14 protein-coding genes are annotated in these 15,343 nt (G+C 60.1%); 2 read left to right on the top strand and 12 right to left on the bottom strand.

Going from position 1 to position 15,343, the window contains the following annotated elements; translation table 11 throughout:
• From AC1D17_RS19745 to AC1D17_RS19720, 6 genes are all read right to left on the bottom strand, one after another.
• Positions 1-940: MFS transporter (locus AC1D17_RS19745; RefSeq protein ID WP_477567030.1), on the bottom strand; the 940-nt coding region annotated here is incomplete at its 3' end.
• 170 nt (positions 941-1,110) lie between these two features.
• Positions 1,111-2,547, bottom strand: a complete 1,437-nt coding sequence (locus tag AC1D17_RS19740; protein WP_477567029.1) for a M81 family metallopeptidase — start codon at positions 2,545-2,547, stop codon at positions 1,111-1,113.
• A 23-nt stretch (positions 2,548-2,570) separates the two neighbouring features.
• Positions 2,571-4,490: a beta-N-acetylhexosaminidase gene (locus AC1D17_RS19735; RefSeq protein WP_477567028.1), complete on the bottom strand. Its 1,920-nt coding sequence runs from the start codon at positions 4,488-4,490 to the stop codon at positions 2,571-2,573.
• Between the two features lie 17 nt (positions 4,491-4,507).
• Positions 4,508-5,284 (bottom strand): SDR family oxidoreductase, encoded by a 777-nt coding sequence (locus AC1D17_RS19730; protein ID WP_477567027.1) that lies wholly within the window; start codon positions 5,282-5,284, stop codon positions 4,508-4,510.
• Positions 5,285-5,311: 27 nt separating this feature from the next.
• Positions 5,312-6,175 (bottom strand): MurR/RpiR family transcriptional regulator, encoded by an 864-nt coding sequence (locus tag AC1D17_RS19725; RefSeq protein ID WP_477567026.1) that lies wholly within the window; start codon positions 6,173-6,175, stop codon positions 5,312-5,314.
• A 123-nt stretch (positions 6,176-6,298) separates the two neighbouring features.
• Positions 6,299-6,688, bottom strand: a complete 390-nt coding sequence (locus AC1D17_RS19720; protein ID WP_477567025.1) for a RidA family protein — start codon at positions 6,686-6,688, stop codon at positions 6,299-6,301.
• A 114-nt stretch (positions 6,689-6,802) separates the two neighbouring features.
• Between AC1D17_RS19720 and AC1D17_RS19715 the strand changes: the two genes are divergently transcribed.
• Positions 6,803-7,294, top strand: coding sequence for a hypothetical protein (locus AC1D17_RS19715; protein ID WP_477567033.1), 492 nt, complete (start codon positions 6,803-6,805; stop codon positions 7,292-7,294).
• 23 nt (positions 7,295-7,317) lie between these two features.
• Positions 7,318-8,775: a M81 family metallopeptidase gene (locus tag AC1D17_RS19710; RefSeq protein ID WP_477567024.1), complete on the top strand. Its 1,458-nt coding sequence runs from the start codon at positions 7,318-7,320 to the stop codon at positions 8,773-8,775.
• A 120-nt stretch (positions 8,776-8,895) separates the two neighbouring features.
• Here AC1D17_RS19710 and AC1D17_RS19705 read toward each other — a convergent pair whose 3' ends face one another.
• From AC1D17_RS19705 to AC1D17_RS19680, 6 genes are all read right to left on the bottom strand, one after another.
• Positions 8,896-10,029, bottom strand: coding sequence for an ABC transporter ATP-binding protein (locus AC1D17_RS19705; RefSeq protein WP_477567023.1), 1,134 nt, complete (start codon positions 10,027-10,029; stop codon positions 8,896-8,898).
• Positions 10,030-10,196: 167 nt separating this feature from the next.
• Complete coding sequence (locus tag AC1D17_RS19700) at positions 10,197-11,360, bottom strand: ABC transporter substrate-binding protein (protein WP_477567032.1); 1,164 nt, start codon at positions 11,358-11,360, stop codon at positions 10,197-10,199.
• A gap of 115 nt (positions 11,361-11,475) precedes the next feature.
• Positions 11,476-12,336 (bottom strand): carbohydrate ABC transporter permease, encoded by an 861-nt coding sequence (locus tag AC1D17_RS19695; RefSeq protein ID WP_477567022.1) that lies wholly within the window; start codon positions 12,334-12,336, stop codon positions 11,476-11,478.
• On the bottom strand, positions 12,333-13,217 hold the full coding sequence (locus AC1D17_RS19690; RefSeq protein ID WP_477567021.1) for a carbohydrate ABC transporter permease: 885 nt from the start codon (positions 13,215-13,217) through the stop codon (positions 12,333-12,335). Before AC1D17_RS19690 ends, AC1D17_RS19695 begins: the two co-directional genes overlap by 4 nt.
• 11 nt (positions 13,218-13,228) lie before the next feature.
• Positions 13,229-14,386: a Gfo/Idh/MocA family protein gene (locus tag AC1D17_RS19685; protein ID WP_477567020.1), complete on the bottom strand. Its 1,158-nt coding sequence runs from the start codon at positions 14,384-14,386 to the stop codon at positions 13,229-13,231.
• A 328-nt stretch (positions 14,387-14,714) separates the two neighbouring features.
• Positions 14,715-15,308 (bottom strand): DUF922 domain-containing Zn-dependent protease, encoded by a 594-nt coding sequence (locus AC1D17_RS19680; protein WP_477567019.1) that lies wholly within the window; start codon positions 15,306-15,308, stop codon positions 14,715-14,717.
• Positions 15,309-15,343: the final 35 nt, after the last annotated feature.

Below are 15,343 nucleotides of genomic sequence, written 5' to 3'. Positions count from 1 at the left end.
GGGCATAGACGTGCCAGGGTGCCGAGGCGAGACCCAGCAGGGTGAGGTATACTGCGTAAAGCCCCGCGCCGATTGCGAGCGCCGTTACCGCGTGCATGTGAAGCTGGATGCGGGCCCAGACGAAGATGAACACGACCTCGAGAAACGCAACGATGCCGACCACCACACCGATATCGGTGACCGTGCCGCCTGCAGCACCGGTAATGATCAGCGGCTGCACCGCCGCGTTGACATGCAGTGTCGAGGTGATCAGCGAGATCGCCATCAGGCGGACGAAGACGCGCGGCGAGAGAACTTCGGCGAAAGAGGCAAGATAGGAATGGCGGTGGCTTTTCTCCGGTGGCGGACCATTGGCGGCCGGCAGTTTGAAGAAGACCAGCGCCAGATTGACGATGCAGCCGAGGCAGGCAAGCAGATAGGCCGGCAGCATGCTGCCGCGTCCGACCAGCACGAGAGCCACGAGACCCGGCACCAGCACCCAGGCGACCGAAATGGCGGCACGCACACCGGAATTGATCGCCGCCGCATCGCGTCCGCCCTCGGCATTGGCGATGGCGCGCACATTGGCAAACAGAAGCGATGTCATCGAATTGTAGACCGGCAGCATGACCAGCGTACAGAAGACGAAGCTGGCCGGAACCGGAACCGCATAGACGAGCCCGTAACCGAAAACCCCGAACGACATCACGGTCATCAGCAGGATCCGGTAATTGCCGATACGATCGGCGAGCACGCCGACCCACAGGCTGACGATAACGTTGACGGCCGCCGCCGCGAAAATCAGGATGGAATAGAAGCCATTGCTCAAGCCGAGCTCAGTGATGCCGATCACCGACTGATAGGGCGAAGTCGCAGCGCCCGTGAAGCCGAACATAAAGATCGCGATCATGCTCAACCGGACCACAGGGTGGCGGAAGGCGATCGACAGCGTTGATGTCATGATGGGAACACCGGAAAGGAGGTCAAAGACCGTCCGGAAATCCGGACGGGAATTCAGAAGCCGAGTGCGCTGTTGCATAATTCCTTAGATCGGGGAAAAATTATGCAGCAAATTTAAAGTGTTACAGCGACCTTTGCGCGTCATAGATGGCACGGCGCTGAGGACGGGCGTCAGCTCCGCCAGCGGGCCGATAATACCGCTGCGGGCGCATAGTCGAAATCGCGGTCGAAGGGAAAGACCGGCCTTGCCCTGCGGTCGCTTGCCAGATTGGCGATATCCTGATTGACGACGCCGTCGGTCAGCGCCATCAGGTTGGGATTGGCGATCGGCGCCAGGTCGGGTGACAGGTAGCCGGATTTGACCACCAGCAGCCGCACGGTCTTCGGGTCGAACCCCAGTCGCCGGAAGTCCCCGATATTGTGATAGGGACGGCGGCGCGCAGCCAGAATGATCTCGATACCGCCAACGCGAATGACGGCCTGGCGGTCAGCGGCTGAACCGGGATCGTCAAGCCGCAGGACGGTCGCGGTTACGTCTGCAGGAACGCTGGCCGGATCGAGACTGCCGCCGATCCGAAGGGCAAGCGAGGCACCCTCCCCGGCAGCGAAACAGGCCTCGACGGCCGGGCGATCGGTGATCCCGGCGAGCAGAGCGCCTTGCCAATCTCGGGTGATCAGTGCCCGCAGCACATCGGCACGGTCACCGACGCCGCCGCCGGTTGGATTGTCGGCGGAATCGGCGAGAATGACGGGGGATGTCGTAGCCGTCGCAGCAAGATCGAGCATCGCGTCCAGCGGTCCTGTCATTGGCCCAAAACCGAAGTTTTCGCGCGCGTTCCAGTATTGCAGGGCGATTTCCTCGGCTGCTTTCGATGCAGCCTGCCTGTCGATGCCGGTGACCACGGCGCAGGCTGTTGCCCGAGGCTCGTCGGCCCAGACATAACCGATCATCAGATTGGCATCGAGGATACCCGGCCGGGCATCGAAGCCCGGAAGGCTGAGATAGATCGACTTGGCCGGTTCATCCTCGGTCGAGGTACATTCGCCGGGCAGCAAAACTGGCACCTTGGCCCAGGCGACACCCGGACGATTGCCCGTGCGCAGCGTCTCGACCAGCATCGACCAGGCCCGCACCATGGTTTCGCGCGTGTCGATGTGCGGTGCAGTGCGATAGGCCGCGAAAATATCGAGCTGATCGATGATCCTCTGGCTGACATTGCCATGAAGATCGTAGCTCGCAGCGATCGGGCAATCCGGCCCGACGACAGTGCGGGCAGCGGAGATCCAGTCGCCCTCGGCATCGTCCATGCCCTCGACATTGATTGCGCCATGCATCGCCAGATAAAGACCGTCGATGGGCAGGGCGGCTTGCAGTTTTTCAAGGAACTCTGCCTTGAAGGTCTCATAGGCTCTGCGCGATACCGGACCGCCCGGCACGGCCCGGGCGTGCAGCAGAGGCACATGCTCGATCCCGGCGGCATCGAGGAAATCGAAATACGCGGCACCGAGCAGATCGGCATCGCGCAGCACGAAAAAATCCTCGACAGCCATCAGGACCGGCGAATAGGTGCTGCATTCGGTATGAATACCACCAACGGCGATGCGCATCGTTTTCCTCACAATTTCGATCGTTACAATTTCGGGCTGAGACCGGCGATGGCTGCGAAGCGCAACCAGTTCTTCTCACTTTTCGGCGTCCATGCAGCCTCGGCGATGGCCGGAAGACGCGGGAAGACCAGGCGATTGAAATAGCCGCGCGACAGATAGTGTTCGCTCCAGATGCAGGCCTGAACGCCCTTCAGCCGGTCCTTCAGCTCTTGCGGGAAATCACCTTCGGCTTCATAGCCGTAGGTGTGGGCAGGCGGCACGGTGCCGGCCCAGCTGGCGCCCGGCTCCTGCCATTCCTCTGCCTGCACCATGTCGAGATAATAGGCCTGTCCCGGCGTCATCACCACTTCGTAACCCTCGCGGGCAAGCTCGATCCCGACCTCGGGCGACTGCCAGGCCATCAGCAGCGTTCCTGCCGCATCGACACCGCCGCCGTGGGCAACCTCGTTCCAGCCCGCAAGCTTCTTGCCGCGCTTCGTCAGCATCGCCTTGACCCGTTTCAGGAAATAGGACTGCAGCTCGAAAGTGCCGGTAATGCCTTCCTTTTCCATCAGCTTGCGGGCGAGCGGCGAGGCAAGCCAGGCTCCATCCGGGACTTCATCGCCGCCGATATGAATATAGGCTGAGGGGAAGAGCTCGACGATTTCATCGAGGACCTTCTCCAGGAATTCGTAGGTGAACGGCACGGCCGGATTGAGCGCGTTGTTCGGATAACCCTGAACGGAATGATAGCTCTCCGGTGCTTCCTGACCATCTGAAAGATCCCTGAGCGCGACCAGCGTTGCCGAGTTGTGGCCGGGTGTGTCGATCTCCGGGATGATGTCGACATTGAGCGCCAGCGCATGCGCGACGAGCCTGCGCACGTCGTCCTGGCTATAGAACCCGCCGGCCGGCTCCGCCCCGTTGCCCAGTTGCGGCAGCAAGGGACCATCCGGGCTGCGGACGACACCGGTTGTGGTCAGCTGCGGATAGGCCTTGATTTCCAGCCGCCATGCCTCGTCGTCGGTGAGGTGCCAATGGAAGATATTGAGCTTGAACCAGGCAAGGATGTCGATGAGTCTTGCGAGATCGGCGACCGGATAGAACTGCCGGGAAACATCGAGATGACAGCCGCGCCAGCTGTAGCGCGGCTCGTCCGAAATCGTACCTGAGACCGGAAACCGGAATTTTCCGGGCTCACGGCGGGCACCGTTCAAGAGCTGTGCCAGCGAGGTCAAACCGTATTGCCGGCCAGCAGCGCCGCCATAGCTGAGTTTGACCGCCACCGACGAAAAGGACAGCGCATAGGCTTCCGCCGCAAGCATCGCATCCTGCTGCAGGTGTAGCGCCCTGCCCTGGCTATTGGGTGCCAGGCTGAGCGGCGCATGGTCGGCTTCAAACAGGCGGCGGAACAGCCCGATAACCGCATCGATCGCCTTCAGGTCGTCGATCGACGTGCCGGGCGCAGGATAGAGGCAGACCGGAAAGCCATCGCCCGGCTCCGCATCGATCTGGCGCGGCCATGGCTGCAGCGCAAACGGCAGGTCGAGCTTGCCTTCCGGCAAAAGCACCGGCGGTGGCCCGCTGAACCGGCCCTCGAGCAGAAGGTCAGAGACGGAGACCGGCACATGACGGCCATCGGCGAGCGTCAAATAGGCGGATTTGGCGCCATCGGTGCAATGCACGGCCTTGCGATGCAGACCGCTGACGGTGAAGGTCCAGGATGCGCCGGGCGCCAGCACGAAACCTGCCGGAGGCGCAAATTCATGGTAGTTGGCGTCCCGCTTGACGAAGACGGCGTTGTCGCATGCAGTCTTGTCGATGACCCGCGTCAGCGACGTATAGACGATGGTAAAGTCTGCAAGCGCTGTGTCCGACAGGTTGAACAGGTTGAAAGTGAATCGGCCGTGCGGGCCGCCGTCCGGTTGCCACGTGCTCTCGAGGCGGTAGGAAGCCGGTTGCATGTCTGTTCCTCGTGTTTCTAGTAGTGGTCCGACTGGGAGAATGTGCGGGCAAGCTCGGCCTGCCCTGCGGTCAGTCCGCAGTCGACAGGCAGGCAGATGCCGGTAATGGCCGAGGCAAGAGGGCTGGCCAAAAAGCCGACGGCATTGGCCACATCTTCCGGACTGGCAATCCGCTGCAGCGGATACCAACGGCGGGCGTCCTCGAACACATTCGGATTGGCGGCCGCGCGGGCCTCCCAAGCTTGCGTGCGCACCGTACCCGGCGAGACCGCGTTGGCACGGATGCCGAACTTGCCGTATTCCACCGCGATCAGCTTCGTCAGATGCAGAAGGCCGGCCTTGGCGGCACTGTAGGCCGGGTGACCGAAGACGTTCGTACCGTTGACGGAAGCGATGTTGACCAGCGAACCTTGGCTTTGCTTCAGCGCATCCTCGACCGCGCGGAAGCAGAGGAACGCTGCCTCCAGGTTCAAGGCATTGTCCATCCGCCAGATTTCCGGCGTCGTGTCATGCAGGCTGACAGCGCGTGCGGCTCCGGCATTGTTGACGAGCGTCCGCACCGTACCCAGCCCGGCGGCTCGAGCCGCCATGGCGGCAACGCTCGCCGGATCGGTGATGTCGCAGGCCAGGGCAACGAACTTGCCGGGATTGCCAAGGCTTGCCGCTGCTTTTTCGACAGCCGCACCGTCCAGATCAGGCATCAGGACGACATCGTGGTCTTCACCAAGGCGCCGGGCGATGGCCCTGCCGATGTCGCCTGCGGCCCCCGTTACGATCGCAACAGATGAAGTCATGACGGGTCCTTTGTGAACATGATGGAGTCAATCCCCGAGGAGCTGGCGGTCGTCGCCGTCGCGATGGGCGACAAGCTGCTGCTTGATACGCCGCAGCGTCACGGTCGCCTGTGGCTGGATGTGATAGGCGACGAGACTGGCGAGGATATCGACCAGCGCCACGTAAGCGATGCGAGTCGATGTCGGGCGATAAATGTTGGTGCCTTCCTGCAGATCGACAGGCACGGTGATATCGGCGGCACGCGCAACCGGACTGCCGCTCTGCGTCAGCGCGATGGTCGTCACCTTCTGGTCGCGGGCAAGCGTGAAGGAGCGAACCAGCTCGGCATTGCGCCCGGAGAACGAGGATCCGATGACGACGTCGCCCGGCCGGGCGGCGGCGGCCATCATCATCTGCATACTGTGATCGGAGCTTGCGGTGATGCGCAGCCCCAGGCGGAAGAGCCTGTTCTGCAATTCACTGGCGATCATCGAGGAATTGCCGCCGGAGCCAAACGCATAGATCATATCGGCGCCGGCCAGCTTTTCGGTGGCCTGCTCGATCGCGGCAAGATCGAGACTGCGATGCAGCATGAACAATGCGTTCTGCGCCTTGGACACGATATCCTGCGCCACAGAGGCCGGCTCCCGGCTCTTCGGCTCGGGCTTCAGATAGCGCATGCCGACATAGGCGGTGCGCGCCAATTGTACCTTGAAGTCGGAGAAACTGTCGCAGCCGAGCCGGCGGCAGAAGCGTGTGACGGTCGGCGGCGAGACATCGGCCTTGCCGGCCAGCTCGATGATCGAGGCATTCACGGCAAATTCGAAATCGGTGAGCAGGATCTCGGCGATACGGCTTTCGGCCTGCGAGAGCTTGCTTTTTTCTTCCTGAAGCGTCGAGAAAATATCCATTAGGGAGCACCTTCAATGACATCGCCAGGCTGCCCTGGGAAGGCCTCCTGAAACCGCGGCAATGCTGCGATCCGGCACACGATTCTCACTTGATGTCCACCCYGCTCCCGTGTCGCCTCGGCCTCAGGCCGTCTTATCCTTGTAGGCGATGCAATCGATCTCGACCTTGCAATCGACCATCATCGACGCCTGCACGCAGGCCCGCGCCGGCGGATGCTCGCCGAAATAGTCCTGATAGATCTTGTTGAAGGTCCAGAAGTCGCGCGGATCATCGAGCCAGACGCCGACGCGGACGATATGCTCCGGGCCGTAATTGGCCTCCTTGAGGATAGCCAGCAGGTTGGCAATCGTCTTGTGCGTCTGGGGGATGATGCCGCCCTCGATGATTTCGCCATTTTCCATGGCAACCTGGCCGGACACATGAAGCCAGCCATTCGCCTCGACCGCACGCGCGAATGGAAGCGGCTTGCCGCCCGCGCCCACCTGCACGGTGCCATAACGTGTAATGGACATTTGTCCCGTCCTTGCAAATTATTTTCGTGATCCGTTGACAAATGACCATATAAAGCGGAATTTGACCAGCGAAAAACACCATTTATGAAAAGAATTTCAATCAACGGAGCAATCGTGCGCGATCCCTTCCGCAATCCCTTCCCTTCTTCCGATCCCAGCCGGCACGCGATCTGGACCATGCTGGTCGAGCGCGATATCGATGCCTTTCTCGCTGCCGACTGGTCCAAAGTCGCTGGCGATTTCGTCGAGGAAGGCTTCATCGGCATCGATGCAAAACGTCAGACCAGCCCCGACAAATGGCGGCTCGCCTTTCCCTCATTGGCGGCCTATCGCGACGAGTGGCTGCGCCAGGCCGAGGATTTCGCCAAGCAGTCCTTCGCCGAAGACACCCGCAATGCCATTTTCACCACTACGACGCTCGAAGACATCGAGATCGAAGGCGACATGGCGCTCGTTCGCAAGAAATTTGACGGCAGCCTGAAAAAGCCGGACGGCAGCGCAGACATTCTGAAGTGGCAGACACTCTATTATTGCCGCCTTCACGAAGGGCGCTGGAAAATCTGCGGTTTCACGGGTTATCTGCCCAACCCGATGGGCGAGGCTTGAGAGGCAGGAGCGAGGCTAAGGCATTGCGCATCTTCACCGCTGTTCTGGCGACCGAGACCAACACATTCTCACCGATCTGCGTCGATCGCCGCGCGTTTGAGGCATCGCTCTACGCCGCGCCGGGCAAGCATCCGGAAACGCCGACGCTCTGTTCGGCGCCGATCACGGTCGGCCGGCGGCTCGCCGTGGAAAAGGGCTTCGATCTGATCGAGGGCACGGCCACCTGGGCTGACCCGGCCGGCCTCGTCAATCGCCTGACCTATGAAGGCCTGCGCGACGAAATCCTCGATCAGCTGCGGGACGCGCTGCCGGTGGACGCCGTGGTGCTTGGTCTTCATGGTGCGATGGTCGCCGATGGTTATGAGGATACCGAGGGCGACTTCCTTGCCCGCGTCCGCGATATTGTCGGCCCTGATATCCTTGTCTGCGCCGAACTCGATCCGCACAGCCACCTGACGGCCAAGCGTCGCGCAGCTGCGGATTTTTTCGTCTACTTCAAGGAGTTTCCGCACACGGACTTCGTCGATCGCGCCGAAGATCTATGGCGCGTCGCGCTCGATACCCTGGCCGGCCGCGTCAAGCCTGTCATGTCGGTATTCGATTGCCGGATGATCGACGTCTACCCGACCTCGCGTGATCCGATGCGCTCGTTCGTAGATAAGATCATGCGGATGGAAGCCGACGATTCCGATATTCTCTCGATCTCCGTCATCCACGGGTTCATGGCCGGCGACGTACCGGAAATGGGTACGAAAATGCTCGTCGTCACAGATGGCAAGCCGGAAAAGGGCGCGGCCCTTGCCCGCGAACTCGGCCTCGAGCTGTTTTCCAAGCGTGGCACCTTCATCATGCCGCAAATCGACGAAAAGCAAGCCGTTTCACTCGCTCTCGCCGCAACGAGCGGCCCGGTGGTGATCGCCGACGTCTGGGACAACCCCGGCGGCGGTACGGCGGGCGATGCGACGGTGCTCTTGGCTGAACTGCTGGCTCAAGGTGCAAAGGATACGGCGGTCGGCACGATCTGGGACCCGATGGCGGTGCAGATCTGCATGGCGGCCGGCGAAGGTGCCGAGATTCAACTGCGCTTCGGCGCAAAGTCGGCGCCGGGCACGGGCAATCCGATCGACGGCATCGTCAAGGTCGTCAAGCTGGTGCGCAATGCGGAAATGCGTTTCGGCGAAAGTTACGCGCCCTTCGGCGACGCCGCCCATATCCATCTCCACGGCATCGACATCATCCTGAATTCGACCCGTGCGCAGAGCTTTGATCCCAGCCTGTTCTCCGTGATGGGCATCGACCCGACCTCGAGGAAGATACTGGTCATCAAATCGACCAATCATTTCTACGCATCCTTCGCGCCGATCGCGGCGGAAATCCTCTATTGTTCGGCGGGGACCCCCTACCCGAACAATCCGGCCCGCACGCCCTATCGCCGGGCACCGCGCGACATCTGGCCCATGGTGGACAAACCGCATGGATGAATCGGCGTGACCTGAGCCGGTTACGCCGGTTGCGCTGCCGTCAACCAGTCTGAATAAAATCATGCCCCCCACCAGAGGTGGAGGGCATGAATTATTCCAAACACATCGGATCAGCGCGGGTCAGGCGCCTGCGATCTTCAAGAGACCCATATCGATATCGGTGAGTTCCACCCGGCGCTCAAGGGCAATGCCGGAAGCGTCGAAGAGGTGGCAGTCGGTTGCAGCAATGCCGATCGGAACCACCTCGTCGGCCTGGATCGCCGCGCTGCCGGGCAGCATCGCGCAGAAATTCTCGCTCTCGCCGTCAAGCGACGCATAGGCAACCGTATGGGCGCCGAGCCGTTCGATCACCGTAGGCACGACTGTCATCGAGAGGTCGGATTTTCCGATGTGAATGTGTTCCGGGCGGATGCCGAGCGTCAGCGGTTGGCCGACGAGGCCGGAGCGTCCGCCAACCGGTATCGTGACGGACTGTCCCTTGTATTCGACGACCACGCCGCCGTCTTCGACAGCCTTGCAGACGACAGGCAGCATGTTCATCCGCGGATTGCCGATGAAGCCTGCGACGAACATGTTGGCCGGCTTGTGATAAAGCTCGAGTGGCGCGCCGGTCTGGGAAATCTCGCCCGCATTCAGAACGACGATCCGGTCCGCCATCGTCATCGCCTCGACCTGGTCGTGCGTGACGTAGATCATCGTCGCCTTCAGCTGCTTGTGGAGTTTCGCCAGTTCGATACGCATATCCGCCCGAAGCGCCGCATCGAGGTTGGAAAGTGGCTCGTCAAACAGGAATATCTTCGGCTCGCGCACGATCGCCCGGCCGATGGCCACACGCTGCCGCTGGCCGCCGGACAGCAGGCCCGGCTTCTGCTGGAGCCTCTGTTCGAGATGGAGGATGCGGGCCGCATTCTCAACCTTCGCCTTCAGTTTCTCCTCCGGCATCTTTTCGACGCGCAGCGGAAAGGCGATATTCTCGAAGACAGTCATATGCGGATAGAGCGCATAGCTTTGGAACACCATGGCAATGCCGCGCTTGACGGGCGGCAGATCGTTGACGCGCTTGCCGTCGATCATGATATCGCCCGAACTGGTCTCGTCGAGACCGGCGATCATGCGAAGCAAGGTCGACTTGCCGCAGCCGGACGGTCCGACGAAGACGACGAATTCGCCGTTCCGGACCTCGAGGTTTATGCCTTTCAGCACCTCGAACGTCCCGTAGAATTTCTGAACCGTGTTGAGATTAAGCTGTCCCAAGAAACTGTCTCCGGCCGCCGGCAAAGAACGGCCCGTTCGTAGCAGAGTGGTATAGACCGCGGACCCTTGCGGCGCCACGCGTCTTTTCAGACGCGAAGGTCGCCGCAACACTTTCAAATGCTGCATAACTTCCAGGAAATTATGCAGGGGTCCGCGGTCCGACGGTCTTACTTATACTGTTCGACGTCGGCAGCAGCCTTCTTCAGCGCGTCGGCCGGTTCGGCCTTGCCTGTCACGACCGACTGGACCATTTCGATGATCACGTTCTGGAAGCCTTTGTAGTCGGTGAAGAGCGGCTCGGGACCACCATAGGCGATGCCATCGATGAATGGCTTCCAGTAGGGCTCCTTGGCTACGAATTCATCGACCAGCGGACCAGGACGCAGGGGTGTCAGGCCAGCGCCGCCCTGCAGTTCGTACTCGTGCTGGATGTCGGTCGAGGTGATGTACTTGGCGAATTCAGCCGCCTTCTCTTCGACGCCGGTCCCCTTGAAGATCGCCAGGCTGTCGGTGATCAGCAACGTACCTTCGCCCTTGGCGGAAGGTCCGAGCGGCAGGGCTGCGACACCCCAGTTGATCTTGGTGTCCTTGAGGCGGGCGGCGGCACCCGAGCCGGCCTGGATCATACCAACCTTGCCGTCGAGGAAGATCGCGCGAATTTCGTTCTGTTCGTAGGCGGTAGCACCTTCGACGGAATAGGGCGTGATGTCCTTGTAGGCCTGCAGCGCTGCCAGAACTTCGGGGCTATCCATGACGATCTTGTCGCCATCGATCACCTTGCCATTGTTGGTGTAAACCCAATGCATGAACTGGTGCATGGTGTTGTCGAAGGTCTTGGCGGGCAGGCCATAACCGGCTGTTCCGGTCTTTTCCTTGATCTGCTTGGCAAAGGCGATCTCATCGGCCCAGGTCTTCGGCGGTGTTTCCGGGTCGAGACCGGCAGCCTTGAACAGGTCCTTGTTCCAGTAGAGAGCCTTGGTCGAGAAGGCGACCGGCACGCCCCACTGGTTGCCGTCGAAGGTCACGGTGTCGACGATGTTCGGATAGTAGCTCTTCTTCTCGTCGTCGGTCATCGGGACCGGGATGATCAGATCGTTCTGCGCGAATTCCTTCAGCGTGCGCGAGCCGACATAGGCCATGCCGACCGGCGTACCGGCAGCGGCAAGCGTCGTCGCCTTGTCCTGGCACTGCTCCCAGCCGACAACCTCGGTCGCGATCTTCCAGCCGGCGTTCTTGCCTTCCCATTCCTTGATATATTTTTCATGGATCGGGTCGATCTTGTCGCCGCAATAGATCCAGCTGATTTCCTGGTCTGCCGCCTGTGCGGTCATGGCGCCGAGCGCGGTCGAGCCGAGCAAGGCAAGGGCAAACAATCCGGTCGCGAGATGGCCGGTCTTGAAATGAGTTGTCACGTTTTTAGCTCCCATTTTTCTCTGGTGGTTAGGCTTATTGTTTCACCGCGCCGGCGGTCAGCCCGCTGACGAGATAGCGTTGAAGGAAGAAGATCACGATCATGGCCGGCGCGATGCCCACGAAGCTCGCGGCCATAAGCTCGTTCCAGATGACCTCCTGCCGACCGAAATAGGCAAACAAGCCGACCGGCAGCGGCGCATATTCCGTCTTGGAATTGAAGGTCAGCGCATAGATGAACTGCTGGGCGTAGGAACCGATGAAGGTGGTAATCGCAACCACCGTGATGCCCGGCATGGCAATCGGCAGGATGACGCGGCGCAGCGTGTAGAAATGGCTTGCGCCATCAACGAAAGCAGCCTCGTCCAGCTCCCTTGGAATACGCATCATGTAGGTGCGCAAAAGCCAGATGGCAGACGGGATCAGAAAGGCGACGCCCGGTACGATGATGGCGAAATAGGTGTTCAATACACCGAAGGAGCGCATCAGCCGGAAAAGCGGGATGAGCAGCACTGCACCGGAAAACATGTTGACGGCAAGGAATGCTCCGAGCAGCTGGCCTGAGCCCTTGAACTTGAAGCGGGCAAAGGCATAAGCCGCCGGAACGACGAGAACGAGAACCACGATGGTGACGATGGTCGAGATAAAGAAAGAATTGAAAATATAGCGGGCAAAGCCCGGCACGCTCACCCACATCGTCCGGTAGGCTTCGAAGGACCCATTTTCCGGAATGAACCGGTAGGGCGACGAAAAGAGCTGGCTGAGCGGCTTCAGAGAAACCAGGAACCCTTCGACGAAGGGCGCCAGGATAAATGTGAGAAAGGCCAGGATACCAGCATAGATGCCGAGCAGTTCGTACCAGCGATAGCGGTTGATCATTGCGGGCTGGGTGCTCATCGGTTGTCTCCCGAGGAAAGACGGCTGGTGACGCGGAAATAGGCCAGGCAGAAGATCGACAGGAAGATGCAGATCAGTACCGCGCGTGCGGCGCCTTCCCCGTATTTCTTCGATCCGATCGCCGTGTTGTAAGTATCGATGATCATCGTCGTGGTCTCCCCGCTCGGTCCGCCGCGGGTCAGAATCCAGATAATGTCGAAGGAATTAAAGGTCGCGATGAGTGACAGCATCGACATCGTAATCAGCGAAGGGATCAGCAACGGCAAGGTAATGCGGCGGAACCGGTAGAAACGGCCCGCCCCATCTGTCCAAGCAGCCTCATAGAGATCCTGCGGGATCGACTGCATGGCCGCCAGCATGTAGAGCGTCACCAGAGGCACACCGATCCAGACGTCGGTGATGATCGTTGCCCAGAATGCCGTCGAGCCTTGTGCGAGAAAGGCGACCGGACCATCTGCAAAGCCGAAACGCTGCAACAAGCCGGAAATCATCCCGAACTGGCCGTTGTACATCCAGCCCCACATGAAGATGCCGATCGCCATGGGGACGATCCACGGTGGCATGGTCAGAACGCGAAACAATGCGCGGCCGGGAACGGCGGAGTTAAGCATCGAGGCGCCGAAAACGCCGATGATCATCTTGATCGACACCGAGAAGAAGGTCCACACGAAGGTGCGGATGATGACCTCGGCGAAGGTGGAGTTGAATATCTTCTCGTAATTGATCCAGCCAACCCAATTCGTCGTCTTCTTCAACGAGGCATCGGTGAACGACAGGATGAACGTATCCAGGAGCGGATAGGCAACGATCACCGTGACGTAGAGAACGGCTGGCAGCAGAAGCATCCAGGCGAAGATGAGAGTGCTGCGTTGAACGTTCATCTCCAGCCCCCTCAAGCCGCGCGGGAGTGGAGCGCCTCGTCGAAGCGGTCCCAGATGGGCCGCAGATCGACGACGCTGCGCTTGCGCCTTGCTTCATCCATGGAGAGAGCCAGTATACCGGCTTCGAGCGCATCGCGCGTCGATACGGGCAGTGCGCGTCCATCGCGGACATGGCCGATGATATCGGTCGCCATCTGCTCGTCTGCCCCGTAGTGTTGCGACAGTTCCGTCGCAACGTATTTGTTCTCGACGACCTTCTTGCCGGTCAGCACCTCGTGAACATCGAAATAGCCGCGAATGAAATCGCCCTCGGCCATGCCGCGCGAGCCCATGATGCAGAACCGGCGGAATTGATCGGGCACGTTGAGATTGGTATGGAAGTTCATGCCGACGCCATTGGCATATTCGACGATAGCCACCTGATAGTCGATGATGTCGCCATCGCTGTCGAAGACCTTGTCTGATCCCATCCAGCCGCTCGGCTTGCGATGGAAAAGTTCGAGATCGTTGATACCTTCGCGGGCAGGGTCATTTGCCGGAATGAAGCTCTTGCGGCCACCGAAGCTTGCCACCCGCTCCGGCCGCGCACCGACGATACCGTTGTAGAGGTCGAGGTCGTGGCAGCATTTTTCCAGCATGAAGCTGCCGGAATAGCGCTCATAACGGCGCCAGTCGCGCATGAAGAAGGCGCCGTGATACGGTTCGATATGTTCGGAAGCCTCGATCGAAACGATCTGACCAAGCGTTCCGGCGGCCTGAGCTGCACGCAGATCGCGATACATCGGAGCGTAACGCAGGACGAGACCGACCATCAGCCGCTCATGACCATGTTTCGCCATCAGCCGGGCGAGCTCAATGCTCTCTTCGACAGTCGTGACGATCGGCTTTTCGCTGAACACCTTCAGGCCGGATTCCAGGCCGATCCGGATATGATCAAGGTGCATATGATTGGGCGAGCCGATCATCAAGAGATCGAGCTTCTCGTTGGCGATCAGCTCCTCGGGCGTCGCATAGGCGGTTCCGGCGGACACGCCTTTCTCCAGAAGACCGGGCAAGCCGGCCGGGTTCGGATCGACGTAACCCGCGATCTCGAAGCTTTCATCCATGGCCTTGAAAACATAGCCCAGATAGCCAAGACGGAATCCGAGCCCAATGATGCCCACTTTCATTCTTCTGGTATTCCCCGTTTATTGTCGTAATTTATTTTCTTAGATTGAGGCAGATTTTCAAACCCGTCAACCGAAATCCGCAAAATTGTCACTTTTATGAAATTCATTTTCATGAAGCCCATGTGCAGCGCCGTTAAGATAAGAGCAATAACCAGCACCGGAAACCGCAATCCCTTGGACGACGGGCATGGAAGGGCGTACCGGATGGCTTTCTCCACCKGACATTGCSTCTGTCATGTCTGAAAAATACACCCGATCTATCGGCGCGCCCGGGACTGCGGCCGTGACAACATCTCCGCAGTGTTATGGATCCAGCCGCTTAGCAGCTCTATTGTCCATTGATCAGGGCAAGGACAAGCTGGTGAATGTTGCCGCCATTGCTCAGTTCGGCCCGGTCGAAATCCCGGCTCTGCTGCCGCTGCGCGCGCGACAATTCTCCCAGGCGCGTGGTTAGATCCGCCCGGATTTTCTGGCACTTGGGATCGTTAGGCGCCGACAGCCCCACCGATACGGCTTCGATCTCTTTTACCATGTCCTTGATGAGATCGCCGTGTACCAGCTCATGCCGGCGAACGCCCGAAATGAACGTTTCCCAGTTTTTTGCAATCGGTGCCTGCAGGCGCTCGGCCGGCTTTGGCAGCACATAGGTTATGATCAGCTTGGGCCGCGCTAAAACCAGAACGCAGGCGCTGCCCTGCGGTTCGTATTTCCGCGTCCATGTCAGCTTGAAATTGGTGAAGGCGATGGCGCGTCCGCCGTTTCCGACCTTGGGCCCCCGTTCGCCGATCGAGGCATAGAGCTCGGCTCCCGTCTTGCCGGCTATGGAATAGGCCTCAACGTTTTCGACGGCCTGCCAGTCAGCCTGTGCAACACCGGGCGCCGCGCAACCGAGCAGCAAACAAATGGAAAGGACTATCTTCAAGGAGGTTCTCGCAAAGTTACGCCGTTCATGACCGG

The organism is Pararhizobium sp. P1_E7, assembly GCF_056405855.1.
This window is presented reverse-complemented; position numbering and strand designations above follow the sequence as displayed.